Raw genomic sequence first — 25076 nt, 5'->3', positions numbered from 1 at the left:
ACGCCCAACCTGCATCAAGGTTGCGTCGCAACAGGTGGAAATATTGCGGCCGACCGCGTATCTGGACCGGATGATCGACGCAGAAATCCGCAATGCAGCATTGGTTTCAAAGGCTTGGCCCTATGAAGAGGCGCGCAAGCTGCTCAAGCGCTATCCCGACGGGAAACCCGATGGCGCGCCGATCCTGTTCGAAACCGGCTATGGCCCGTCGGGGCTGCCGCATATCGGCACGTTCAACGAAGTGCTGCGCACGACGATGGTCCGTCGCGCGTTCGAGGAACTGTCGGACCAGCCGACCCGCCTGATCGCCTTTTCCGACGACATGGACGGCCTGCGCAAGGTGCCGGACAATGTGCCGAACGGCGACATGCTGCGCGAGCATCTCGGCAAGCCGCTCAGTGAAATCCCCGATCCGTTCGGCACCCATTCCAGCTTCGCCGCGCACAACAATGCCCGGCTCCGCGCCTTTCTCGACCAATATGGCTTCGACTATGAATTCGCGTCGTCGACCGACTATTATCGCGGCGGCAGGTTCGACGATGCGCTGAAGGGCGTGCTGCGCCATTATCAGGCGATCCTCGACATCATGCTGCCGACGCTGGGCGCCGAACGCCGCGCGACCTATTCGCCGGTGCTGCCGATCAGCCCGACCAGCGGCATCGTGCTGCAGGTACCGGTCGAGGTACTCGACGCCGAGACCGGCATGGTCGCGTTCATGGACGGCGACACCCGCGTCGAGCAATCGGTCCTGTCGGGCGGTGCGAAGCTGCAATGGAAGGTCGACTGGGCGATGCGCTGGGTGGCGCTGGGCGTCGATTACGAGATGGCGGGCAAGGACCTGATCGATTCGGTCACCCAGTCGTCGAAGATCGCCCGCGTGCTGGGTGCCCGCCCGCCCGAGGGCTTCAACTATGAAATGTTCCTCGACGAACATGGCCAGAAGATTTCGAAGTCGAAGGGCAACGGCCTCAGCCTTGAACAATGGTTGACCTATGGTCCGCCCGAAAGCGTCGCCTTCTATGCCTATCGCGAGCCGAAAAAGGCCAAGCAGCTCCACCTGGGCGTGATCCCGCGCGCGATCGACGAATATTGGCAGTTCCGGGCCAATTACGACGCGCAGCCGATCGAGCAGAAGCTGGGCAATCCGGTCCACCACATCCATGGCGGCCCGCCGCCCGCCGAAACGCTGCCGGTGACGTTCGGCCTGTTGCTCAACCTCGTCGGCGTGATGGGAGAGGCGACCAAGCCGCAGGTCTGGGGCTATCTCGCCAACTATGTCGAGGATGCGTCGGCGGAGCGCTATCCGGCGCTCGACGCGCTGATCGACCATGCGCTGGCCTATGTCCGCGATGTGGCGGAAAAGCCCGAACGCCGCGCCCCGACCGAGATCGAACGCGCTGCGCTCGAACGGCTCGATGCCGACCTTGCGGCGATGCCCGCCGACGCCGGTGCCGAACAGATTCAGAATGCGGTGTACGAGATCGGCAAGACCGCCGGCTTCGAGTCGCTCCGGGACTGGTTCAAGGCCTGCTACGAAACGCTGCTCGGCACGTCGCAGGGGCCACGCATGGGCAGCTTCATCGCGCTCTACGGCATCGACAACAGCCGGAAACTGATCGCCGACGCACTGGCGCGGTAGGAGGCGCGAACCCGGTTACGCCGGAGCCACAAGCGTCACCCCAGCGAAGGCTGGGGTCTCCTGCGGCTCCGGCCGCGCCCTGTAACCGGGATACCCCAGCCTTCGCTGGGGTGACGCCTGTGGCAAGAGCGGCAAGCCGCCCCTATTTCCGGTCCTCGTAGAATTTCTTGACCACGTTCCACCCTTCCTCCGCCGTTTCGACGAAGGTGATCAGGTCGAGATCGCGTTCCGAAATCACGCCTTCCTCGACCAGCGCGTCCCAGTTGACCACCCGGTCCCAGAATTCGCGACCATAGAACAGCACCGGGATCGGTTCGATCTTGCCGGTCTGGATCAGCGTCAGCAGCTCGAAGCTTTCGTCGAACGTGCCGAAGCCGCCGGGGAACACCGCGACCGCCCGCGCGCGCAGCAGGAAGTGCATCTTGCGCAGCGCGAAATAGTGGAACTGCATCGACAGCGCCGGGGTGACGTACGGGTTCGGCGCCTGTTCGTGGGGCAGGACGATGTTAAGGCCGATCGACTCCGCGCCGGCTTCGTTTGCGCCGCGATTGGCGGCTTCCATGATCGACGGGCCGCCGCCCGAACATACGACGAAGTGGCGCTTGCCATTGACGTCGTTGGGAAACTGGCTGGCGTTGAAGGCCAGCTCGCGCGCCACGTCGTAATAATGCGACTTGGCGACGATCCGCTCGGCGATCGCGCGCGCCTTGTCGTCCTGCGCGAGGTCGAGCAGCACTTCGGCCTTTTCCGGCTCGGGAATGCGTGCCGAGCCATAGATGACGAAGGTCGAGGCGATGTTCGCCTCGTCGAGCAGCAGCGAGGGTTTGAGCAGTTCGAGCTGGAACCGCACCGGCCGCAAATCCTCGCGCAGCAGGAACTCCATGTCCTGAAACGCCAGGCGATAGGCGGGATGCTCGGTCTGCGGGGTGGAAAGCTGGGCGCGGGCCGCCTCGGCCTCCTGCTTGGCCCCGCGGAACACGCGGGACGGTACTTTTGTATCGGTCATAGGTGGCGAAGTTGTAAGCACGCCCGCAGACAGCGGCAAGCGCCTTGCATCACCGGCACAGTGGCCGCCCGCCCATGTCGAAATGGAAATGGTTGGCGTGCGCTGCATTATATTCGGGGCCGAGCGTCGTGACGAAGCGCTTGCACGCCGATCGGTGGATGATGCGCAGGAATTCGCGAACCTGCGGGTCGGGACTGTTCCAGTCGCGCTCGATCGAGATACGCCGGCCGTCCGCCAGCACGAAGCTGCCGATATCGACGGCGTTGGCGAGGCCGTGTTCCGACACCCGCCCCGCCGCGCGGCTGCCACCGCCGACGATCCCGCGACAGACATAGGTGCCGTAGCTGTCGATGCGGGTCACGTCGCTGCCCAGCAATTGCCGCGCCGCCGGGCGCACGCCGTGGCGGACCCAGCCGACCAGCGCGCGCGCCGTCGGGCAGCGTATCGCCTTCAGCCCGTTTACCGGCGTGCCGATATCGAGGAGCTGCACCGCCCCCAGCACGACGCAGCCCGACCCGTAATCGCGATCGGGCAGCGGGCTGAAACGGACCTCGGCGCGCGACAGATCGGCGAAACATTGCTGGGTATCGCGCGGCGTCTGCCCCGACAGGGTGACCGGACCCGATGCGCGCGGCGCGATCGGCCGAGCCGGCGGCGGGGCGGGTTCGCGCCGGTCGCCACCGATACAGGCCGACAGCAGCAATATCGGCAACAGGGCGGTGAAACGGGGAACGGCCATCCCCATCTTGGTTCCACGTCGCCGCGGCTGCGACAAGCCGCGATGCGACCGACCGTGCTGTCGCGCCGTGAACCGGATCACCCGGTAACCGCTGTCACGAAAAGATTGATTACTGGCCGGTTTTTTGAATATGTACGACTTTTGGATGTCCGGAATTCGGATATCTTCGTCGTCATCCGGTAACGGACCGCTTCGCAAAGGAATGCAGCGTGACCATCGTCGTCCGAACCCTGTCCGATCGCGTGTTCGAGATCGTCCGCGAACGAATCGTCAGCGGTGCGTTGCCCGAGACCTTCCCGATCCGCCAGGACGCGCTGGCCAGCGAACTGGGCGTCAGCAAGATCCCGCTGCGCGAGGCGCTGGCCCGGCTCGAACAGGAAGGGCTGGTCGCCGGACAGGCCAATCGCGGCTATACCGTGCGGCCGATGTCGGCGATGCAGGCCGAGGAAATCTACGAACTGCGCCTGTCGGTCGAACCGGGGGCGGCGGCCTATGCCGCGATCCATGCCGACGAGCAGCGCCGCTCGGCGGTGATCGATGCGTTCGAACGACTCGACGGGGCGGCGCCCCGCGACCTGCTGGAGGCGGCGGCGCGCAACCGTGCCTTCCACGCGGCGCTGGTGGCGGCGAACGGGCGTGACCTGACCATCGAACTGGTACAGCGCCTGTCGGTGCTCGCCGAACGCTATGTCGTCGCACATCTGCGCCCGGCCGGCCGCGGCGACCGCGCCTATGTCGAGCATCGCGCGCTGCTCGATGCATGGCTGGCGCGCGACGGGGTGGCGGTACGCGAGATGCTGACCCGCCATCTGGAAGCGACGATCGAGGATCTGCGCGCGCAATTCGCCGCGGCGGCGGTCGCCTGACGCGGGTTGCTGGGGTAGAAGGGCGCATGATCCGTCTGCTCCTGACCCTGACCGCTCTTTCGTTCTCCCTCGCCCCGGCATCGGCGCGCGACATCCTGTTCATCGGCAACAGCTTCACCTTCGGCGCCGGGTCGCCGGTCGAGCGCTACCGCCCCGACAGCGTCACCGACCTGAACGGCGAAACCATCGGTGGCGTGCCCGCGCTGTTCCGCACCTTCGCCGAACAGGCCGGGCTCGACTGGACGGTCTCGCTCGAAACCTCGCCGGGCAAGGATCTTGCCTATCACGATGCCAACCGGCGCGCGGCGATCGACCGGCGCTGGGACGTGGTGATCCTGCAAGGCTATTCGACGCTCGACGCCAAACGACCGGGCGACGCCACGCGGCACGGCGCAGCGGCGGGCAGGCTCGCCGCGCTGTTTCATGCCCGCAACCCCCGTGCGCGGGTCGAGCTGGTCGAAACCTGGTCGCGCGCCGACCTGACCTATCGCCCCGGCAGCCGCTGGTCGGGCAAGCCGATCGCGACGATGGCCAACGATCTGGCGGCGGCCAATCGACAGGTGGCGCGGACGGTCCCGGGGATCGCCGGCACGATCCCGGTCGGCAGCGCGTGGAACGATGCGATCGCCATCGGCATCGCCGATGCCGATCCCTATGACGGGATCGACCCGGGCAAGGTCGGGCTATGGGCCGACGATCATTATCACGGCAGCACCGCCGGCTATTATCTGGAGGCGCTGACGATTTTCGGACGAGTCACCGGCTATGACGTCCGCCGGCTGGGACCGGACGAACGCGCCGCCCGCGACCTCGGCCTGACCCCGGCAGTCGTCAAGGCATTGCAGCGCGTCGCGTGGAAGACGCTGCGGCAGAACTGATGCGCTGGCTGTTCCTCGCGCTGCTGCTGGGGGCATGCGGCGGCGGCGATGCCGACCGCGCCGGCCGGCTGCGCGCGGCCGGGCCGAATGCCGACCTCACGACGCTGCTCGCCTATGCCGATATCGATGCCGGCCACCGCGCCTTCGGCCAGTGCGCGGCGTGCCATACGATCGGCAAGGGGCGGCAGGCGCTGGCCGGACCCAATCTGCACGGCATCCTCGGCCGTGCGGTCGCGAGCGATCCGCGCTTCGGCTATACCCAGGCGCTGAAGGACCATGGCGGCCGCTGGGACGCCGCGCGCATGGACGCATGGCTCGCCGCGCCGTCGCGGGTGGTGCCTGGCACCCGCATGGCCTTTGCGGGCGTCCGCGACCCGATGGAGCGCGCCGACCTGATCGCCTATCTCCGGTCGGAAAGCCGCTGACTATAGCTGGTGCCCGGTCCGGTCGCGCTTGGTCGCCAGATAGCGTTCGTTATGTGGGTTGGCGGGCAGGTGATGCGGCACGCGCTCGACGACGGTGATCCCCGTCGCCTCCAGCCCTGCGACCTTCGCCGGATTGTTGGTCAGCAACCGGATTTGCCGCTGCCCGAGCAGTGCCAGCATCCGCCCCGCGACGCCAAAATCGCGCGCATCGATCGCAAAGCCCAGCCGCGTATTGGCGTCGACCGTGTCAAACCCTTGATCCTGCAGCGCATAGGCACGCAATTTGTTGACCAACCCGATACCACGCCCCTCCTGCCGCAGATAGAGCAGGATGCCCCAGTTCGCGTCGGCAATGGCATGGATCGCGGCGTGAAGCTGCGGCCCGCAATCGCATTTCAGACTGCCAAGCACATCGCCGGTCAGGCATTCGCTGTGCAGCCGCACCAGTGGCGGGCGGCCATCGGGCTGACCGATCACCAGCGCGACATGTTCGCCCGCGGCATCGGGGGTGCGGAACGCGACGATCTCGCTGTCCTCGGCCCCCGCCACCGGCAACCGCGCACGGGTGACGATCGCCAGCCGGTTGGCATCCTCGTGCGCGTCGATCGCCGCCGGGCTGATCGTCACCTCCGCGCCGGTCCCGCCGGTCACGAAGGCCGGCAACAGCCCCGCCACCCGGGCAAGGCGCAGCGCGGCACCAGCGGCAACGGGTGCCGCCAACTCGACACTGCGAAACGGCCCCTTCATCGGCGTGGCGAGGTCGAGCTGCGGATCGGCGAGCGCGGTCGCAGCGGCGAAGTCGGTCCACGCCTCGCGCCGGATCGCCACCGGATGATCGGGCTGGGCGGCGGCGCGCTGGTTGACGATGCGCAGCGTCTCGGCCCGGCCAAACGACAACAGGATCTGGCCGGTGCCGTCGGGATCGAAGCGCGCCAGCCGTTCGGGATCGGCGGTCTCGATCGGCAGCAGCGTCAGCGCCGGCTCGCCCGGTGCCGCAATCGCGATCGGCCAGCCGCGGCGCAGCGCGTCGATCGCGCGCGCGACATCACGGGTCTCGCTCAAAATGCGAACTCGGTGACGATCGGGATATGGTCGCTGGGTTTCAGCCAGCCGCGGCAGGGTTCGTGGACGCGGTGCGCGACCGCCTTGGCCGCGACGTCGCGGCTGGCCCACATATGGTCGAGCCGCCGCCCGCGGTCCGACGCCGCCCAATCCTTCGCGCGGTAGCTCCACCAGGTATAGAGCCGCTGCGGCGCGGGGATGAAATGGCGGCCCAGATCGACCCAGTCGTTCGCCGCCTGCAACCGCGCCAGCGTTTCCACTTCGATCGGCGTATGGCTGACCACGTCGAGCAACTGCTTGTGGCTCCACACATCGCTTTCCAGCGGCGCGACGTTGAAATCGCCGACCAGCAGCGTCGGGATGCCCGCCAGCCCCTTAGACCAGTCGATCATGCGTTCGAGGAAGTCGAGCTTCTGCCCGAATTTCGGGTTCACCGCGCGGTCGGGTACGTCGCCGCCGGCGGGGATATAGACATTCTCGATGCGCAAACCGTTGGCCAGCCGCACGCCCAGATGTCGTGCCTCGCCATTCGCCTGCCAGTCGAGCCGGTAGTCCTCGGCCAACGGCACTTTCGAGATCACCGCGACGCCATGGTGCATTCGCTGCCCGTTGATCGCGATATGGGTATAGCCCAGCCGCCGCAGCGGATCGTGCGGGAAGTCGCGATTCTCGACCTTGGTTTCCTGCAGGCAGAGCACATCGGGCTGCGCCTCGCGCAGGAATTGCTCGACGATGTCCATGCGGAACCGGACCGAGTTGATATTCCACGAAGCGACCGAAAGCGTGTCCATGAAGCGCCTGTATCGTCGGAACAGCACCTGCGCCAGACATGGAAAGGCCCCCGCTCCGGGGGCATGGAGCGAGGGCCGACCTGGCGTTCGTTACGCAGGCGGGCGTTGGAGACCCGGGCAACAGGGGGGAAAATCCCGGACGCGCTCCAACACCGCGACATCAGCCTTAGGGCCGCGAACCTGTCGCCAAGATGAACACATTCCGTAATTTTGTAAAAAAGCCGGACAGATGCGATTCGCGGATCGGGGTCAGCGGCGGGTCCGGCGCGGTTCGTTGAACCGGAATGCGTTGTCGGCGACCGGCACGTTGAAACGCTGGTTGGTCAGCCGCACCGTCGTCCGGTTGGCCTGCGCATCAAGCGCGACCCAGCCCTGCAGCATCAGCCCGGCGGGGGCGGAGGGCTGGCGCGCGAACACCATCGTAATCCGGCCATATTCGGGGCGCTTGGGATCATAGGCCTCGACGCTGACGATCCGTGGATCGTTGGACGGGACGATCCGCGCATATTTCGACGCGTCGCGTTCGGGGTTCAGCAGGATGCCGAGCGGCGAATTGCCGATCGGCCAACGCTGCTTCTGCCCGACCTGATAGTCGAGGAAGTAAAGCGACTTGCCGTCCGATACGAGCAGGATCGGCACGCCCTTCTGATACTGAAAGCGGATCTTGCCGGGCTTCTTCAGCGTCAACTGCCCGGTCAGCACGCGGCCGTTGCGGTCGGTCTGGCTGAAATCGGCGGTCATCGTCTGCGTCGCCGACAAATGCCGCTGGACGGCGGCAAGGTCGTTCTGCGGGGCCTGCGCATGCAGTGCGACCGGCGCGGCAAACGCGACGGCGAGGGCGAGCGGGCGGATGGTCAGTCTCCGTGTCATGGGGCCGGGATAGGATCGGCGCATTGAACGCGGCGTGAACCCACGGGTTGCGCCGCGTTCATATCCAGCCCCGGTCGCCGTAAGCAGTAGGACACAATTCCAACCGATCCTTCCGTTCGTCCTGCGTAGCCATTGAGCCTGTCGAAATGGCGTATCGAAGGACCGTCTTTGGCGTGTGCTTCGATACGGGTCTTCGACTTCGCTCAGCACCTACTCAGCACGAACTATTCTGCCCTTCGTCGTTAGACCATAGCACGCAGCCGGTGACGATCAGCGTTCCATCGAACGCTTACAGCCGGTGCTCGCCCTTCACCCAGCGGACCGTGCCCGAACTGGCGCGCATCACGACGCTCTCGGTGGTCATCTTGCCCTTCAGCCGCTTGACCCCTTCGAGCAGCGACCCGTCGGTCACGCCGGTCGCCGCGAAGATACAGTCGCCGCGCGCGAGCTCGGTCAGGTCATATTGCTTGTCGAGGTCGGTGACGCCCCATTTGGCGGCACGCGCGCGCTCGTCGTCGTTGCGGAACAGCAGCCGCCCCTTGAACTGCCCACCGACGCAGCGCAGCGCGGCGGCTGCCAGTACGCCCTCCGGCGCGCCGCCCGATCCCATATACAGGTCGATGGTCGTGTCGGGGTCGCTGGTCGCGATCACCCCCGCCACGTCGCCGTCGCCGATCAGCATCACGCCGCATCCGACCGCGCGCAATTCGGCGATCAGTGCCTCGTGCCGCGGGCGGTTGAGGACGCAGACGATGATGTCGCGCGGATCGACGCCCTTGGCCTCGGCCACCGCCGTCACATTCTCGGTCGGCGACTTGTCGAGATCGATGATCCCGTCGGGATAGCCCGGCCCGCACGCGATCTTGTCCATATACACGTCGGGGGCGTTCAGCAGCCCGCCCTTTTCCGCGATCGCCAGCACGGCAAGGCTGTTCGGACCGGCGGTGGCGCAAATCGTCGTGCCCTCCAGCGGATCGAGCGCGATGTCGATTTCGGGACCGCTCCCGGTGCCGACCTTTTCACCGATATACAGCATCGGCGCCTCGTCGCGCTCGCCTTCGCCGATGACGACGGTGCCGTGCATGTCGAGTTCGTTCAGCGCAGCGCGCATCGCTTCGACGGCGGCGGCGTCGGCGGCCTTTTCGTCGCCCCGCCCGACCAGCGTCGACGCGGCGATCGCCGCGGCTTCAGTGACGCGCACCATTTCGAGAACGAGGACGCGGTCGAGGGTGTTGCTGACAGGCTGCATTGGACGAAGCTCCTAACCGTTAAACGGGTTAAACGAGCGATAGGCGAGCGATGCTTGCCGGGCAAGCCGCGTCGTTCGATAACAAGGCGACGGGTCGATCGCGAAAGGCACGGGCATGACGGTGTGGATCCTATTGCTGGCGATGGTGCAGGACGAAGGGCGGGCGGCGGCCATGATCGCGCGGGCGCGCAGCGTCACGCAGGTTGCGCAGGCGTGCCGTACCGATGCCGATCCCGACGAAATCCTCGTCTGCGCGGCGCGTACCGCCGACCGGTTCCGCGTACCGTTGACGACGGCGCCGGCCGATGGCGATCGGCGCGCCGTCGACGCATTGGGGGAGCGCGAACGCTTGCTGGCGGTGCCGCAGCCGTCGTGCGGCACCGCAGCGTTCCTGCAAGGGTGCGGCTTTGTCGGCGTGACCGCGTCGACCCGGCGCGGCGGCAGCATCGGCGCGCCGCGGCCATTAGCGAAATAGGCAACTATCGCCGGGATACCGAGTTCGGATATCGAGCCTTTTGGGAGGAGCAAGCCCATGTCGATGACGCTGTTGTTCGCGTTGGTCCTGCAATCGGCACCGGTCGCGACGAAGCTGAACGTCGCCGAACCGGTCGACTGTGTCGTCACGCCGCGCGCGCTGGGTTGTCCCGAGCGGCGCAGCGACCGCTACCGGTTGGGCGACGACGACGAACCGGCGTTCGATCGCAAGGCGGATGGATTGAAGCAGGACGGGCGGCAATGCGGGCTGCTCGGGGCGCAGCAATATTGCACGCGCAAGCCGCGCACGATCCTGTCGGCGCCGACCAACTGAACGGACGGGACGGCCCGGCGCCGCCCCGTCCCGCCCATCACGCTTCCGCCAGTTCGGCCTGCGCGTTGACCTTGTGCTCGGCCATCGAGGTCAGCTTCTCGTCGGTGGCGCGTTCCTCGGCCAGCGTCTCGGCCAGCAGCGCGGCGCAGTCCTCGCGGCCCAGTTGCCGTGCCCATGCGATCAGCGTGCCGTAGCGGGTGATCTCATAATGCTCGACCGCCTGCGCCGACGCGATCAGCGCGGCGTCGAGCACCTTCTTGTCGGCGATGTCGCCGGCGACCTCGTTCGCCTCCTTGATGATGCCGTCGATCGCCGGACAGGTCACCGCCTTCTTGGTCGCGCCGTGCAGTTCGAAAACCTGCTCCAGACGGCGAATCTGGCCTTCGGTTTCGGCCAGATGGCGTTCGAACCCGGCCTTCAGCTCGGGGTCGGTCGCCTTCGCGATCATCTTCGGCAGTGCCTTGGTGATCTGGTTCTCGGCGTAGTAAATGTCCTGGAGCTGATGGACGAACAGGTCGTCGAGCGTCGCGATATCCTTTGAAAACAGGCCCATGACGGTTTCCTTCGCTGCGGGGTGATGCCCCCCTCAACGATGCGGAGCGGCGCCGGTTGCGTCACCCACCGCGACAGGCCAGCAGTTCAACGACATCCTCAAGACGCGCCGCATCCCCCAGCGCAATCACCTCGCCGATGCTGCCGGCGTGGAGCGGATCGCCCGACCAGTCGCTCATCGTGCCGCCGGCACCCTCGACCACCGGCACCAAAGCGGCGAAGTCGTGCAGCTTCAACCCGGCCTCGACCACCAGATCGATATGGCCCGACGCCAGCGTGCCATAGGAATAGCAGTCGCCGCCGAGTACGGTCGAGCGCACCTTTGCCTCGACATGTTCGAAGCCGTGCAACTGCCCGTCATCGAACAGCGCCGGACTGGTCGTCGCCAGCAGCGCGTCGGCAAGGTCGCGGCAGCGGCGCGTCCGTGCCGGCTGACCGTTGAAGGTCGTGCCGCGCCCGACCGCGCCGACCCAGCGTTCGCCGATGATCGGCTGGTCAATGACACCGAGCACCGGCCAGCCATCCTCGACCAGCGCGATCAGCGTGCCGAAGATCGGCCGCCCGGCAATGAACGAGCGCGTACCGTCGATCGGGTCGAGTACCCAGACGCGGCCGCTGGTGCCGTCGCGGACGCCATATTCCTCGCCGTGAATGCCATCGGATGGCCGCTCGCGCTCGATCAGCGTGCGCATCGCCGCCTCCGCCTCGCGATCGGCAAGGGTCACCGGCGAGGCGTCGTCCTTGATCTCAAGGCCGTAATTGCTGCGGAAGCGCGGGCGGATCGCGGCACCGGCGGCGTCGGCGAGTTGCGCGGCAAGGGTCAGGTCGGCGGCGGTGACGGGCATGGTGGGCCTTTGCATTGCGAAGCGCCAGATAGGCGGTGGAGCGGGCAAAGCGCAAACGCTGCTCGCGGTTGTCGCAAATGGCTGGCACAGAGGAGCGTATGATCGCGCTCGCCCTGCTGCTCGCCGCCCCGCAAAGCTTGCGAATCGTTGCCGAACCCCCGGCATCAGCCAGTGCCGCCGAGGTTGGGGTGCAGGTCTTCGCGCTCAACGAAGGCAGCGAGCCGGTCGATGCGGTACCGGCCGAGATGACCGTCGTCGCCGCCGATGGCGCGCGGCTGCGCATCGTGCCGGTCGATCCGGCGTCGGCGACCGTCGCACCGGGCGGGTTCCGCGCGCTGCGCTACCGACTCGCGCCGGTCACGGTCGCACAAGTCGCGCCGCCAGCGTCGTCGGGCGAGACGGTCGTCGCGACGGCGGAAGGCAGCAGATCGGGGTTCCTCGACCGGTTCGAACCGCACGCGCCGATCTATGGCGTATTCGGGCTGGGGTCGGACGGTGCGAAGCTGCAATTCAGCCTTGCCGTCCGCCCCTTCGACGGTGCCGGACTGCTCGACGGCGTGCGGGTCGCGTGGACGCAGACGATGTTCTGGGCGATCGATGCGCCGTCCGGCCCGTTCCGCAGCACCAATTACAGCCCGGAAATCTATTATCAGCGCATGCTGGGCGACGGCGTGACCGGTGCGGTCGGCTATGCCCATGATTCGAACGGCCGCGATGCCGGGTCGATCGACGTCAACCGCCTGTACGCCACCGCCAGCTATGCCCTGCCGATCGGTGATGGCTGGCAGGTCGAAGCGACGCCGAAGCTGTGGACCTATGTCGGCACCGGCTATCGCGATCTCGACCGTTATTGGGGCAACTGGTCGCTGGCCGCCGCTGTCGGGCAGGTCGACGGATTGCGGATCGCCGCGACGCTGCGCAATCCGCTGGGCAGCCGGCGTGCGGGCGAATTGTTCGCCTCCTATCCGCTGACCCGGATCGGCGGCGGCACCGGACTGTACGTTTTCGGACAGGCATATAGCGGTTACGGCGAGGCGATCGACGATTATCGTCTGCGCAGTTCGAGCGCGCGGCTTGGCATCGCCTTTACGCGTTAGCATAACCGACGACGATCTTTCCGACCGAGGAACCCGCCCGATGCGTATCGCCCTGCTTGCCGCCGCCCTGACCCTGCCCTTTGCCGCGCCACTGTCGGCGGCATTGGCGCCCGGCGCGAAGGCACCCGATTTCACCACCAAGGCGGCGATCGCGGGCAAGGCGTTCACGCTCAACCTGCGCTCGCAGCTGCGCAAGGGACCGGTCGTTCTCTACTTCTTCCCGGCGGCGTTCACCGGCGGCTGCAATGCGGAGGCGAAGGCGTTCGCCGATTCGGTCGACCAGTTCAAGGCGGCGGGCGCGACCGTGATCGGCATGTCGGCCGACCCGATCGGCAAGTTGCAGGCGTTTTCGAACGAACATTGCGCCGGGCGCTTCGCCGTCGCCAGTGCCGGCCCGCGCGTGATCCAAGGCTTCGACGTGGCACTCAACCGCCCGGCCGGCGCCGATGGGAAGGCGCGGACGATGACGACGCGCACCAGCTATGTCATTGGTCGCGATGGCCGGATCGCCTTCGTCCATTCCGACATGAACCCCGCCGACCATGTCCGTACCACGCTGGCGGCGGTACGCGGGCTTGCCGCGCCGCGCTGAACGAGGGGGAGCCGCCCATCGTTAATCGTGCATAGAGGGTAAATCCCGATGCAACGCGATCTTAGCAATCGGGGCATACTCCATTGTCGACGGTTTCGCGGGGGCGGAGGGAAGACGCAGTGTATCTGGAAAGAATCGGTAGCGGGACCCCGGTCGGAAACGGCCTGGTTCGTGCGATCCTCGCTTTCCTCGAAAATCAGCGGCTCGACCCCACCCCGGTCAACTATAGCTTCGCCTATCAGGTGCTGAGCGATCCGGCGGGCGATCTCGCTCGCGAGGTCGCACGGCGGACCGATGGCGGCGTCCGGTTGACCGGCAGCGAGGTCGCGGAACTCGGCAACGCCATCGAAGCCGACAGCCAGGGCCGCGTCGCCCCAATGCCGAACAGGGCGGCCGCCACCGTCCCGGAAGAACAGGGGCTGCGCGCTGTCGAGACGCAGCGCCTGGTCGCCGGGTTCGAATCGACCGTCACGGCGATGCAGGATGAAACCCGCGATTTCGGCCGCGACCTTGCCGCCAGCGCCGATGCGTTGCGCGCGGTACCGTGCATCGATGTCGTCGCTGCGATCGCCGATCTGGCGAAGATCACCGCGACGATGCGCGCGCGTGTCGAAATCGCCGAGACGCGGCTGGCGCAGGCAAAGCGAGAGGCCAGCGAGCTACGCGAGGAACTCGCCGCCGCGCACGAGGACGCCCGACGCGATCCGCTGACCGAACTGCCCAATCGTCGCGCGTTCGAATCGGCGCTGGCCGGCAAGACCGGCGGCCCGTTCCACGTCGCCTTGTGCGACGTCGATCATTTCAAATCGATCAACGACCGATATGGTCATCCGGTCGGCGACCGTGTGCTCAAGGCGATCGCGGCAACGTTGACGCGCGAATGCGACGGGCAATTGGTCGCGCGCTATGGTGGGGAGGAATTCGCGGTGCTGCTGGACGGATTCGATCCGGCAGCGGCGAGCGCCCTGCTCGAACGCGCGCGACGGGCGGTGGGCGCCCGGCGCTATCGGCTGCGGGAAAGCGATATGGTGATCGACGGCATCTCGCTGTCGGCCGGGCTGGTGACGCTGCGTTCGGACGAGACGATCGTCGATGGCGTCGCGCGGGCGGATCGCCTGTTATATGCGGCGAAGCGTGGTGGACGAAACCAAATGGTTGGTGAAATCCACTAACTGCTGGTGGAAGATTCCGCCAATATCGGTCACGAGCGAGCGAGCGGTAAATTAAATCGTTCTGAATCAACTGCTTATAAAGTTGGCACGACCTCTGCAAAACTCTCTGCATCGCCGGTGAAATGGTTCACGCGGCCAAGCAGGGAGTAACTATCATGACCCGTCTCGACCTTCGCCAGCAGTTCGCCGCCGCCTTCGCCGCGTTCTTCGTTTCCGCCGTCCTGTTGTCGGCCGCCGCTCCGGTCGTGCCGATCGCCTGACCTATCGGACCAGGGCGCGGCCGACCGCCTCCGCGACCTTGATACCATCGACCGCCGCCGACAGGATGCCACCGGCATAGCCGGCACCTTCGCCGGCGGGGAACAGGTTGGCGGTGTTGACGCTCTGGAAATCGTCGCCCCGCGTGATCCGCACCGGCGACGATGTCCGGGTCTCCACCCCGGTCATCACCGCATCGGGATGGTCATAGCCCGGGATGGTGCGACCGAACGCGACCAGTGCTTCGCGCATCGCGGTCACTACGAAATCGGGCAGGCATTCCGATAAATCGGTCAGGTGAACGCCCGGTCGATAGGACGGGATGACACTGCGCAACGCCATCGACGGACGGCCCGCCAGGAAATCGCCGAGCAGTTGGGCCGGCGCGCGATATGCGCCGCCGCCCGCGGCAAAGGCGCGTTCTTCCCAATGGCGTTGCAGCGCGATGCCGGCCAGCGGATGGCCGGGATAGTCGCGCGCTGGATCGATGCCGACAACGATGCCGGAATTAGCGTTGCGTTCGTTGCGCGAATATTGACTCATGCCGTTGGTCGCGACCCGCCCGGGTTCGGAGGTCGCGGCGACGACGGTGCCGCCCGGACACATGCAGAAGCTGTAGACCGTCCGCTGGTTGGTGCAGTGGTGCGACAACGTATAGGCCGCCGCGCCCAGATCGGGATGGCCGGCACAGGCACCGAACCGTGCCTGATCGATCCAGCTTTGCGGATGTTCGATCCGCACGCCGATCGAGAACGGCTTGGGTTCGAGGAACACGCCGCGATCGTGTAGCATGTGGAAGGTGTCGCGCGCACTGTGCCCTAGCGCCAGCACGACCGGGCCGTCGGCGGCCAGCGTCTCGCCGGTCGACAGCTTCAGCCCGGTCAGCCGCCGCGTGCCATCGGGGCGTTCGTCCAGTTCGATATCGTCGACCCGGTGCGAGAAGCGATATTCGCCGCCCAGTTCCTCGACGGTCGCGCGCATCGATTCGACCATGGTGACGAGGCGGAAGGTGCCGATATGCGGATGCGCCTCGGTCAGGATCTCCTCGGGCGCGCCGGCCTTCACGAATTCGGTCAGCACCTTGCGGCCGAGATGGCGCGGATCCTTGATCTGGCTCCACAGCTTGCCGTCGGAAAAGGTGCCGGCCCCGCCTTCGCCGAACTGCACGTTCGATTCGGGGTTCAGCTCGCTGCGCCGCCACAGGCCCCAGGTGTCCTGCGTCCGCTGGCGCACGACCTTGCCGCGTTCGAGGATGATCGGGCGAAAGCCCATCTGTGCGAGAATGAGGCCCGCGAACAGCCCGCACGGTCCCGCACCGACGACGATCGGCCGCGGGCCGGCATAGTCGGCCGGTGCCTTCGCGACGAAGCGATAGCCGGTATCGGGCGTCGGGCCGACATTGCGGTCGCGCTTGGCGCGGTTCAGTACCTGCCCCTCGTTCTTCACCGTCACATCGACCGAATAGACGAGCTGGATATCGTCCTTGTCGCGCGCGTCATGCGCCCTGCGCGCGATCGTGTACCGAACCAGGTCGCGCGGGGTAATGCGCAGCCGGTCGCGGATCGCGGCGGTCAGTGCCTCCTCGGGATGGTTTAGGGGCAGTTTGAGTTCGGTGATGCGAAGCATCCGGCCATCTACAGCCTGTCGACGCGGCGGGAAAGCGTCCCGATTGTCCCCGCCGCGCGATGGCGATAGGCCGGGGGCATGATGGCATTGCTCCGAACCCTGTTGTCGTTGCTGCTGATGGTGACGGCGATTCCGGCGCTGGCGCAGGGGTCCGGCGATGTGGCCACCCGGCTGGACGGCGCCGCCAGCGAATTGGGACTGGTCGACGGGGCGCTCGACACCAAGCTGGAACAGAGCGACCGCGCGGCATTGCGCGCACGGGCACAGGCGGTGCGCACGACGACGCTCGATGCCGCGCAGCAATTGACCGCCGATCTGGCGCAGATCGACGCCCGGCTGGCGCAACTGGGTCCGGCGGCATCGGGCGAGGATGCATCGATCCGCAGCGAACGCACCGCACTGGCACGACAGCGGACGACGATCGATTCAGCGACGAAGCGCGCGCGGTTGTTGTCGGTGGAGGCCCAGCAACTTATCGATGAGATTCAGGAAGGGCAGGCGGCCGAGATCAGCCAGAAATGGTTCGGTCGCGGTGCGTCGCCGCTGACGCCGGCATTCTGGAGCGCGATATTGCGTGCCGCGCCGCGCGACGCGCACCGGATCGAGCGTTTCGTCGCGGCAGAGGCGCGCACGGTCGCCACCGCCGTGCCGGGGCGGATGTGGCCGGCGCTGCTGGGCCTTGCCATCGCGATCCTGTTGCTGGGGCCGGCGCGGCTGGCGGCGGGGCGGGTCGGGCAGCGGCTGCTGATCGACGGGGCGCCGGGGCGGCGGGTGCGGCGGTCGGCGAATGCGCTGGGCCGGGTGCTGGTCGGTACGCTCGCCCCCCTGCTCGCCGCCGCAGCCGTGCTGGCCGGACTGCGCTGGGCAGGCCTTGTCGCGCCGACGTGGAGCGCGATGCTCGACCAGTGGCTGGTGGCGATCGGCTTTACCGCCTTCACCAGTTCGGTGTTGGGATCGGTGCTGATGCGCGGCAGTCCGAGCTGGCGGATCGCGCCGATCGGCGATGCGCTGGCGGCGCGGCTGCGGCCCTATTCGTTCCTGCTGGCACTGCTGGCCGGGTTCGCGATCGCGATCGATGCAGCACATGGCGCGATCGGGACCAGCGCCGCCGCGCGCACCGCGACGGCCGCCCTGTTGGCGCTCACCCATATCCTGCTGATCGCGGCGGCGCTGTTCGCGATCGGCCGGTTGCGCGCGGAAACGAGCGCGGGCGAGGACGCGCCGGCGCGAACCGGACTAGCCGCCGTCACGCTGTTCGCATGGGGGGTGGCGGGCGTGGCGCTGCTCGCCCTGGCGGCGGGCTATATCGGGTTCGGCCTGTCGGTCGGGCAGATGGCGGCCTGGACGCTGGTGCTGGGCGCGGCGGTGTATCTGGCGCTTGCCGCCATCGACGATATCGCGACGACGGTGTTCGAACGGTCGAGCCCGCTCGGCCTCGCGCTGACCCGCGGCCTCGGCCTGCGCGGCGGGACGGTCGATCAGTTCGGGGTGCTGCTGTCGGGCGTACTGCGCGTCCTGCTGGCCGTGCTGGCGCTGGCGCTGTGGCTGTTGCCGTTCGGGGGCAGCGGCGTCGCCGATATCTTCACCCGGCTCGGCGATCTGGCGCGCGGCATCCAGGTCGGCGGGGTGACGATCTCGCCCGGCGCGATCCTGCGATCGGTCGCGGTGCTGGCGATCGGGCTGACGCTGGTGCGCGGCTTCATGCGCTGGCTGGAAGGGCGGTATCTGCCCGCGACCGAACTCGACGGCAGCGGCCGCAACTCGGTCAGCCTGGTCGCGCGCTATGTCGGCATCGCGCTGGCGGTGATCTGGGCGCTCGCCTCGCTCGGCATCGGGGTCGAACGGATCGCATTGCTGCTGTCGGCGCTGTCGGTCGGCATCGGTTTCGGTCTGCAGGCGATCACCCAGAATTTCGTGTCGGGTCTGATCCTGCTCGCCGAACGGCCGATCAAGATCGCCGACCTAATCCGCGTCGGGACGGACGAAGGCGATGTGAAGCGGATCAGCGTGCGGTCGACTGAGATCACGCTGGCCGATCATTCGACGCTGATCGTGCCCAATTCCGAACTCATCACCAAATCGGTGCTCAACAAGACGCTGGCCAGTCCGCTGGGACGGATCCAGGTGCAGTTTTCGGTGCCGCTCGGCACCGATGCGGCGCGCGTGCGGCGGCTAGTGCTCGACGCCTTTGCCAATGAGGAAGCGGTGCTTACCGATCCGGCGCCGTCGGCGTTCATCGACGCGATCATCGACGGCCGGATCGCGTTCAACTGCTTCGCCCATGTCGAATCGCCGCGTGCCGCCTATGGCGCGCGCAGCAATGTACTGCTCGAACTGCTGACCCGCTTTCGTGCCGAGGGCATCGAGATGGGCACGGTGCCGCAGCGGCTCGAACTGGTGACGGCGTCGCCCTCCGATCCCGTTCCCCCCTTGCCAGCCGATCCCGGCGGGGGCACGGCGCGGCCATGATCCTGCTGAGCGACGAATCTGCCAACCTGCCCTGCGCCGATGGCGGCGTGATGCGCACCCATGTCTTTCGCCCGGCGGGCGAGGGGCGGTTTCCGGGCATCGTGCTCTATTCGGAAATCTATCAGGTAACCGCGCCGATCCGGCGGCTGGCGGCGTTCCTTGCCGGCCATGGCTATGTCGTCGCGGTGCCGGAGGTCTATCACGAATATGAAGCGCCCGGCACGGTGCTCGCCTATGACAAGCCGGGCACGGATCGCGGCAACGACCTGAAATTCACCAAGCCGGTCGCCGGATTCGATGCCGATGCGACGCTGGTGATCGATTGGCTGGAGGCGCATCCAGCCTGTTCGGGGCGGATCGGCGTGGCGGGGGTCTGTCTGGGCGGACATCTCGCCTATCGCGCGGCGCTCGACGCCCGGGTGCTGGCGGCGGCGTGTTTCTATCCGACCGATATCCATTCGGGGACGCTGGGCGAGGGGCGATGCGACGATAGTCTGGCGCGGATCGGCGCGATCGGTGCCGAGATGCTGTTCGTCTGGGGGCGGCAGGACCCGCATGTGCCCTATGCCGGGCGGCAGGCGATCCGCGACGCGCTGGAGGCGGCGGGGACAACATATGAGTGGCATGAGGTGAATGCCCAGCATGCGTTTTTGCGCGATGAGGGGCCGCGCTATGATCCGGCGTTGTTCGTGAGCGCGACGGGGTGGATGCTGGCGATGTTCGCGCGGGTGCTGGGCGGGCGGGTTTGACGACTGGCTAACCCGCTCTATCCGTTTGCTTCGAAGCTGCTCGAACCGAACGGGTTTCAAGCATGATGACATGACCCTGATTCGTTCGTCCTGAGTAGCCATTGAGCTTGTCGAAATGGCGTATCGAAGGACCCGTGCCACAGGTGCTTCGATACGGGTCTTCGACTGCGCTCAGCCCCTACTCAGCACGAACGGTTCTACCGGCCGTCTTCAGACTCTGGTTGAGGGAGGGGAAGGCTACCCGACCGTTGCGACCCCCAGTCGCGGGATCTCGATCTTCGGGCAGCGGTCCATCACCACCTGCAGCCCGGCGGCTTCGGCCCGCACGGCCGCGGCTTCGTTGATGACGCCCAACTGCATCCACACCGCCTTCGCGCCCGCTGCGATCGCGGCATCGACCGCTTCACCGGCAGCCACCGAGTTGCGGAAGATGTCGACGATATCGATCGGCTCCCCGATCTGGTCGAGGTCGCGGAACACGAATTCGCCGTGCAGATGCTCGCCGGTGATCTGCGGATTGACCGGGATCACGCGATATCCCTGCCGCTGGAGATACGCCATCACGCCATAGGATGCGCGGTCGGGCCGGTCCGATGCGCCGACCAGTGCGATCGTTCTTGCCTCGGTCAACAGGGTGCGGATGCCGTCATCGTCGAGCATGTCAGTTTCTCGCCAGCCAGTCGCCGACCTGTGCGGCGATCTCCCTGAACGGATCGGCCTCCGCGCCGTTCCCGGCGGCCGGGGGCGTGCCGGCGTCCGAGGCGCTGCGAATGGCGAGGGTCAGGGGCACGCGGCCGAGGAACGGGATGCCGAGCGCTACCGCCTGTGCCTCCGCACCGCCGCTGCCGAACGGGTCCGACGTTTCCCCGCAATGCGGACAGACATAGCCGGCCATGTTCTCGACGAGGCCGATGATCGGAACCCCAGCCTTGGTAAACAGGTCGATCGCGCGGATCGCGTCGATCAGTGCAAGATCCTGCGGCGTCGAGACGATGACGGCGCCGGCCGGCTTGTGCTTCTGGATCATGGTCAGTTGCACGTCGCCGGTGCCCGGCGGCATATCGACGACCAGCGTGTCGGCCATCTCCCAATGCGCATCGACCAGCTGGGTCAGCGCGCCCGCCGCCATCGGCCCGCGCCACGCGATCGCCTGTCCGGCCGGAACCAGCTGCCCCATCGACAGCAACGGCACGCCGAGCTTCGTCGCGACCGGCACCAGTTTCTTGTCGTGCGCCTCGGCCTTGATCCCGTCGACGCCCATCAGGCGCGGCTGCGACGGGCCATAGATGTCGGCATCGACCATGCCGACCCGGCGGCCCGAACGGGCCAGCGCGATGGCGAGATTGGCGGCGAGGGTCGATTTGCCGACCCCGCCCTTGCCGCTGGCGACGGCAACGATGCGCTGGGCCACACGTTCGCTGGTCTGCGCCACGCGGACGCCGGCGATGCCGGGCGCGGTGAGGGCGGCGGCGCGGACATCGGCCTCCAGCGCGTCCCGCGCGGCGGGGGGCAGGCCGGTCACGTCGAGGATGATGCTCGCCTGATCGCCGGCGACGCGGACCGTGGCGCGTCCGGCGGCGACGGGGGCGAGCAGTGCGTCGAGCGCGGCGGCGGCGGGCGAAGGTGCGGTCATGGCCGCGATGTAGCGTCGGGGCAGCGCGTTACCACTGTAAAACGCAAGGCGGCCCCCTATAAAGGATGGATGCGATGGATCATGGGGCGGCGCCGACGCGCGCAAGTGGTGGGGATGAGCGACAAGGGCCCATGGGGTGGCGGCGGCGATTCGGGCAACGGATCGGGCGGCGGCGGCGATGACGGCCCACGCAATCCATGGTCGCTGCCGCCCGCCGGCAAGCGCGGCCGGGTCGGCGGATCGACCTCGCTCGATGAATTCCTGAAACGGGCGCGCAGCGGTGGTCCGGGCGGCGGGCCATCGTTTCCGGCCAATGCCGGAAAGCTGTGGCTGGCGGCGGTCGCGGCGCTGGTGCTGGTGTGGATCGCCTTTACCAGCTTCCATTCGATCGGGCCGCAGCAGCGCGGCGTGGTGACGATGTTCGGCCGCTATACCGGCACGCTGAACCCCGGCATCCAGTTCACCCTGCCCGCGCCGATCATGCGCGTGCAGGTCGAGGACGTGCAGAATACCCGCACCGAATCGTTCCCGGAGGGCAGCCAGCCCAATCTGATGCTGACCGGCGACCAGAATATCGTCGATCTGGCCTATTCGGTCCGCTGGAACATCAAGTCGCCCGAAGACTATGTCTTCGAGATCAAGAATCCGAAGGAGACGGTGCGCGCCGTCGCCGAAAGCGCGATGCGTGCGGCGGTGGCGGGTAAGAACCTGACCCAGGCGATCGGTTCGGGCCGTGGCGAGATCGAGGCCGAGGTGCAGACGCGGATGCAGGCGCTGCTCGACGAATATCAGTCGGGCGTGCGCGTGCTGGGCATCAGCATCCAGAAGGCGGCGGCGCCGGCCGAGGTCGACGACGCGTTCAAGGCGGTGACCGCCGCGCAACAGGAGGCGCAGTCGAACCTGAACCGCTCGCGTGCCTATGCCCAGCAGGTGATCGCGCGGGCGCAGGGTGACGCGACCGAGTTCGACAAAATCTACGAACAATATCGCCTGGCCCCCGACGTGACCCGCCGGCGGCTCTATTACGAGACCATGGAGCAGGTGTTGAACCGCGCCGACAAGACGATCGTGCAGCCGGGCGTGCAGGCCTATCTGCCGCTGCCCGAGGCGCGCCGCCGCCAGCAGGCGACCCCCGAGCCGGAGGCGCCCGCGACTCCGCAGGCGCAACCGACGGGAGCGGCACGATGACCCGGTGGCTGCGCAATCCGATGGCGGCGGGTATCGCGCTGCTGGTGCTGGTCATCCTGTTCTTCAGCACGATCGTGATCGTGCCGGAGACGCGACAGGCGGTGATCCTGCGCTTCCAGCAGCCGGTCGGCACCCTCAATCCCTATCGCGCCGACCAGCCGTTCGGCCGGACGGGCGCGGGGCTGGTCGCCAAGATCCCGTTCCTCGACCGGGTGGTGTGGATCGACAAGCGCGTGCTCGATATCGAGTTGAACAACCAGCCGGTGCTGTCGACCGATCAGCTGCGGCTGGAGGTCGATGCCTTTGCCCGGTTCCGCATCGTCGATCCGTTGCAGGCGGTGATCTCGACCGGGTCGGCGTCGAACACCGAGGAGCGGGTCGCGGCGCAGCTCGAACCGCTGCTGTCGTCGGCATTGCGCGCCGAGCTCGGCCGGCGGCCGTTCGCGACGCTGCTCAGCCCCGAACGCGGCGCGGTGATGGACAATATCCAGAACGCGCTGCAGCGGACCGCGCGGCAATATGGTGCCGAGATCGTCGACGTGCGGATCAAGCATGCCGACCTGCCCGATGGCAGTCCGCTCGAATCGGCGCTGACCCGGATGCGGTCTGCCCGCGAACAGGAAGCGGCGACGATCGCGGCCCAGGGTCAGCGCGACGCACAGGTGGTGCGCGCCAATGCCGAGGCGGAAGCGGCGCGCATCTATGCCGCGAGCTTTGGCAAGGACGCCGATTTCTATGCGTTCTGGCGGGCCATGCAGTCGTATCGCACGACCTTTGCCGGGGCGCCGAACCAGAGCGGATCGACATCGATCATCCTGTCGCCCGAAAACGGCTATCTTCGCGAATTCGGCGGGCGGGAACGCTAGACGTCCGCCGAACATTCAAACCGCGTTCAGCAAGGCAATGGCAGGTTCGCGCCCGAAGGGGTTGTGAGCCAATTTCGAAGAGGACCATCCGACTGTGCGTTACGCCTACGCCATTACTTCCGCTCTGTTGCTGGGCGGCGCTGCCGCGACCCTGACGCTCAATCCGTCCGGGGCGCAGACCGCGCAGAACGAACCCGGCGCGATCAACGCCATTTCCGCCCCGCGCGCCGGCGCGCCGATGAGCTTTGCCGACATGGTCGCGCGGCTGTCGCCGGCGGTCGTCAACATCTCGACCACGCAGCGCATCACCGTCCAGCAGCAGGCGAATCCCTTCCAGGGCACGCCGCTCGAGCAGTTCTTCGGCGGGCGCGGCGGCGGCGGCGGTGGCCGGACGCAGGAGGCACAGTCGCTGGGATCGGGCTTCCTGATCTCCAACGACGGGTACATCGTCACCAACAACCATGTCGTCTCGGCAGGCGCGGAGGGCGCCACGGTCGAATCGATCACCGTGACGCTGGCCGACCAGAAGGAATATAAGGCGAAGCTGATCGGGCGCGACGCGTTGTCCGACCTCGCGGTGCTCAAGATCGACGGTCCGAACTTCCCGTTCGTCCGCTTCGGTGATTCGCGGCAGGCACGGGTCGGCGACTGGGTGGTGACGATCGGCAACCCGCTCGGCCAGTCGGGCACGGTGACCGCGGGCATCATCTCGGCGCTGAACCGCGTGGGCCAAGGGCCGTATGACCGCTTCATCCAGACCGATGCCGCGATCAACCGCGGCAATTCGGGCGGCCCAATGTTCGACATGCAGGGCAATGTCATCGGCATCAATTCGCAGATCCTGTCGCCGACCGGCGGCAATATCGGCATCGGCTTCGCGATCCCGGCCGAACAGGCCAAGCCGATCGTCGACAAGCTGATGAAGGGCCAGTCGGTCGCGCGCGGCTATCTGGGCCTCGGGCCGCAGGACGTGAGCGAGGACATCGCCAACGCCCTGGGCATCCGCAAGGATCGCGGCGCGCTGGTCCGCAGCGTTTCGCCGGGCGAACCGGCGGCACGGGCCGGCATTCGCGTCGGCGACGTGATCCTCGCCATCAACGGTAAGGAGATCACGCCGCAACAGTCGCTTACCTATCTGGTCGGGCTGGAGTCACCGGGCAGCCGCGTCACGCTCGACGTGCTGCGCGACGGCCGTCGCCAGCAGATCCCGGTCACGCTGGGCACGCGTCCGTCGGAAGAGCAGTTGCTGGCGCAGGATGAGCGCTTCGATCCGAACGAGGCGCCGAAGACCCCGCCGGCGAATGACAGCCTGTCGGCAACCGCCGGCATCGCGGTGCAGCCGCTCAACCCGTCGATTGCGCGACAGCTCGGCCTCGAAGGGACGACGCGCGGCGTCGTGATCCTCGCGGTCGATCCGGACAGCGATGCGGCGGCCAAGCAGTTGCGGCGCGGCTTCGTCATCCTGTCGGCGGATCGCCAGCCAGTGACGTCGTCGGCCGAACTGGCTCGGGCGGTGGCAGCGGCGCGTGCCGCCAAGCGCAAGCTGTTGCTGCAGGTCCAGCCGATCGGCCCGGGTGGGTCGGTGCCCCCCGCGTTCGTCGCGATCGCCGTCGACAACCAGTAAGCGGCAGCAAATGAAACGGGGCGGCGGCGAAAGTCGTCGCCCCTGTTCTTTTGGATCACGCAATTTACGCGG

At 67.2% G+C, this 25076-nt stretch carries 25 protein-coding genes; 14 read left to right on the top strand and 11 right to left on the bottom strand.

Translation table 11 applies throughout. From position 1 onward, the window contains the following. The first annotated feature begins 70 nt into the window (after nt 1-70). Nucleotides 71-1639, top strand: a complete 1569-nt coding sequence (locus tag ACZ1JS_RS14810; protein WP_465166733.1) for a lysine--tRNA ligase — start codon at nt 71-73, stop codon at nt 1637-1639. Nucleotides 1640-1781: 142 nt separating this feature from the next. On the opposite strand, the gene ACZ1JS_RS14805 is transcribed toward ACZ1JS_RS14810, so the two are convergent. Together ACZ1JS_RS14805 and ACZ1JS_RS14800 are read right to left on the bottom strand one after the other, a co-directional pair. After that, entirely contained in the window at nt 1782-2645 is an 864-nt protein-coding gene (locus ACZ1JS_RS14805; RefSeq protein WP_242118718.1) for an LOG family protein, read from the bottom strand. Nucleotides 2646-2694: 49 nt separating this feature from the next. Continuing rightward, nucleotides 2695-3384 (bottom strand): extensin family protein, encoded by a 690-nt coding sequence (locus tag ACZ1JS_RS14800; protein WP_465166732.1) that lies wholly within the window; start codon nt 3382-3384, stop codon nt 2695-2697. Between the two features lie 209 nt (nt 3385-3593). Between ACZ1JS_RS14800 and ACZ1JS_RS14795 the strand changes: the two genes are divergently transcribed. From ACZ1JS_RS14795 to ACZ1JS_RS14785, 3 genes are read left to right on the top strand one after another with little or no spacing between them, the layout of a single operon-like run. Then, nucleotides 3594-4250 (top strand): GntR family transcriptional regulator, encoded by a 657-nt coding sequence (locus ACZ1JS_RS14795; protein ID WP_465166731.1) that lies wholly within the window; start codon nt 3594-3596, stop codon nt 4248-4250. A 26-nt stretch (nt 4251-4276) separates the two neighbouring features. Further along, the gene (locus tag ACZ1JS_RS14790; RefSeq protein ID WP_465166730.1) at nt 4277-5128 is read left to right on the top strand and encodes a PEP-CTERM sorting domain-containing protein; all 852 of its coding nucleotides are present in this window, start codon (nt 4277-4279) and stop codon (nt 5126-5128) included. Continuing rightward, nucleotides 5104-5553 carry a c-type cytochrome gene (locus tag ACZ1JS_RS14785; protein WP_465166729.1) on the top strand — a complete coding sequence of 150 codons (450 nt, stop codon included), beginning with the start codon at nt 5104-5106 and terminating at the stop codon, nt 5551-5553. Before ACZ1JS_RS14790 ends, ACZ1JS_RS14785 begins: the two co-directional genes overlap by 25 nt. Here the strand turns inward: ACZ1JS_RS14785 and ribA are convergent, their stop codons facing one another. The 4 genes from ribA to glpX form a co-directional block, all read right to left on the bottom strand. Beyond that, nucleotides 5554-6615, bottom strand: a complete 1062-nt coding sequence (gene ribA / locus ACZ1JS_RS14780) for a GTP cyclohydrolase II (protein WP_465166728.1) — start codon at nt 6613-6615, stop codon at nt 5554-5556. After that, nucleotides 6612-7406, bottom strand: a complete 795-nt coding sequence (locus tag ACZ1JS_RS14775) for an exodeoxyribonuclease III (RefSeq protein WP_465166727.1) — start codon at nt 7404-7406, stop codon at nt 6612-6614. The genes ribA and ACZ1JS_RS14775 overlap by 4 nt, the downstream gene beginning before the upstream one ends. 249 nt (nt 7407-7655) lie before the next feature. Continuing rightward, complete coding sequence (locus ACZ1JS_RS14770) at nt 7656-8276, bottom strand: LolA family protein (RefSeq protein ID WP_465166726.1); 621 nt, start codon at nt 8274-8276, stop codon at nt 7656-7658. Between the two features lie 289 nt (nt 8277-8565). Continuing rightward, on the bottom strand, nt 8566-9525 hold the full coding sequence (gene glpX / locus ACZ1JS_RS14765; protein WP_465166725.1) for a class II fructose-bisphosphatase: 960 nt from the start codon (nt 9523-9525) through the stop codon (nt 8566-8568). A 115-nt stretch (nt 9526-9640) separates the two neighbouring features. On the opposite strand from glpX, the gene ACZ1JS_RS14760 reads away from it, so the two are divergent. Both ACZ1JS_RS14760 and ACZ1JS_RS14755 read left to right on the top strand, forming a co-directional pair. Continuing rightward, on the top strand, nt 9641-10000 hold the full coding sequence (locus ACZ1JS_RS14760) for a hypothetical protein (RefSeq protein ID WP_465166724.1): 360 nt from the start codon (nt 9641-9643) through the stop codon (nt 9998-10000). A gap of 57 nt (nt 10001-10057) precedes the next feature. Further along, complete coding sequence (locus ACZ1JS_RS14755; RefSeq protein ID WP_465166723.1) at nt 10058-10333, top strand: hypothetical protein; 276 nt, start codon at nt 10058-10060, stop codon at nt 10331-10333. Between the two features lie 37 nt (nt 10334-10370). Here the strand turns inward: ACZ1JS_RS14755 and ACZ1JS_RS14750 are convergent, their stop codons facing one another. Beyond that, on the bottom strand, nt 10371-10886 hold the full coding sequence (locus ACZ1JS_RS14750) for a YciE/YciF ferroxidase family protein (RefSeq protein ID WP_465166722.1): 516 nt from the start codon (nt 10884-10886) through the stop codon (nt 10371-10373). 61 nt (nt 10887-10947) lie between these two features. Continuing rightward, nucleotides 10948-11730 carry a histidinol-phosphatase gene (gene hisN, locus ACZ1JS_RS14745; protein ID WP_465166721.1) on the bottom strand — a complete coding sequence of 261 codons (783 nt, stop codon included), beginning with the start codon at nt 11728-11730 and terminating at the stop codon, nt 10948-10950. Nucleotides 11731-11828: 98 nt separating this feature from the next. Here hisN and ACZ1JS_RS14740 point away from each other — a divergent pair, with 98 nt between their 5' ends. The 3 genes from ACZ1JS_RS14740 (at nt 11829) to ACZ1JS_RS14730 (ending at nt 14591) form a co-directional block, all read left to right on the top strand. Next, complete coding sequence (locus ACZ1JS_RS14740; RefSeq protein WP_465166720.1) at nt 11829-12827, top strand: phospholipase A; 999 nt, start codon at nt 11829-11831, stop codon at nt 12825-12827. A gap of 40 nt (nt 12828-12867) precedes the next feature. After that, entirely contained in the window at nt 12868-13419 is a 552-nt protein-coding gene (locus tag ACZ1JS_RS14735) for a peroxiredoxin (RefSeq protein ID WP_465166719.1), read from the top strand. Between the two features lie 119 nt (nt 13420-13538). Further along, complete coding sequence (locus ACZ1JS_RS14730; protein ID WP_465166718.1) at nt 13539-14591, top strand: GGDEF domain-containing protein; 1053 nt, start codon at nt 13539-13541, stop codon at nt 14589-14591. A gap of 261 nt (nt 14592-14852) precedes the next feature. On the opposite strand, the gene ACZ1JS_RS14725 is transcribed toward ACZ1JS_RS14730, so the two are convergent. Then, a complete protein-coding gene (locus tag ACZ1JS_RS14725) occupies nt 14853-16475 on the bottom strand; it encodes an NAD(P)/FAD-dependent oxidoreductase (protein WP_465166717.1) in 1623 nt (540 codons plus the stop codon). A gap of 78 nt (nt 16476-16553) precedes the next feature. Here ACZ1JS_RS14725 and ACZ1JS_RS14720 point away from each other — a divergent pair, with 78 nt between their 5' ends. Both ACZ1JS_RS14720 and ACZ1JS_RS14715 read left to right on the top strand, forming a co-directional pair. Then, entirely contained in the window at nt 16554-18944 is a 2391-nt protein-coding gene (locus ACZ1JS_RS14720) for a DUF3772 domain-containing protein (RefSeq protein ID WP_465166716.1), read from the top strand. Then, nucleotides 18941-19693 (top strand): dienelactone hydrolase family protein, encoded by a 753-nt coding sequence (locus ACZ1JS_RS14715; protein WP_465166715.1) that lies wholly within the window; start codon nt 18941-18943, stop codon nt 19691-19693. The genes ACZ1JS_RS14720 and ACZ1JS_RS14715 overlap by 4 nt, the downstream gene beginning before the upstream one ends. 237 nt (nt 19694-19930) lie before the next feature. Here the strand turns inward: ACZ1JS_RS14715 and ACZ1JS_RS14710 are convergent, their stop codons facing one another. Together ACZ1JS_RS14710 and ACZ1JS_RS14705 are read right to left on the bottom strand one after the other, a co-directional pair. Next, entirely contained in the window at nt 19931-20353 is a 423-nt protein-coding gene (locus tag ACZ1JS_RS14710) for a CoA-binding protein (protein WP_465166714.1), read from the bottom strand. 1 nt (nt 20354) lies between these two features. Next, the gene (locus ACZ1JS_RS14705; protein ID WP_465166713.1) at nt 20355-21326 is read right to left on the bottom strand and encodes an Mrp/NBP35 family ATP-binding protein; all 972 of its coding nucleotides are present in this window, start codon (nt 21324-21326) and stop codon (nt 20355-20357) included. Nucleotides 21327-21440: 114 nt separating this feature from the next. On the opposite strand from ACZ1JS_RS14705, the gene hflK reads away from it, so the two are divergent. From hflK to ACZ1JS_RS14690, 3 genes are all read left to right on the top strand, one after another. Next, the gene (gene hflK, locus ACZ1JS_RS14700) at nt 21441-22514 is read left to right on the top strand and encodes a protease modulator HflK (protein WP_465166712.1); all 1074 of its coding nucleotides are present in this window, start codon (nt 21441-21443) and stop codon (nt 22512-22514) included. Then, nucleotides 22511-23380: a protease modulator HflC gene (gene hflC, locus ACZ1JS_RS14695; RefSeq protein WP_242118699.1), complete on the top strand. Its 870-nt coding sequence runs from the start codon at nt 22511-22513 to the stop codon at nt 23378-23380. Before hflK ends, hflC begins: the two co-directional genes overlap by 4 nt. Before the next feature lie 94 nt (nt 23381-23474). Further along, nucleotides 23475-25004, top strand: a complete 1530-nt coding sequence (locus ACZ1JS_RS14690; RefSeq protein ID WP_465166711.1) for a Do family serine endopeptidase — start codon at nt 23475-23477, stop codon at nt 25002-25004. The last annotated feature ends 72 nt before the right edge of the window (nt 25005-25076 follow it).

The organism is Sphingomonas sp. BL-S-05 (genome assembly GCF_055521695.1).
The sequence above is the reverse complement of the archived record's forward strand: the minus strand, read 5'-3'. Positions and strand labels throughout refer to the sequence as shown.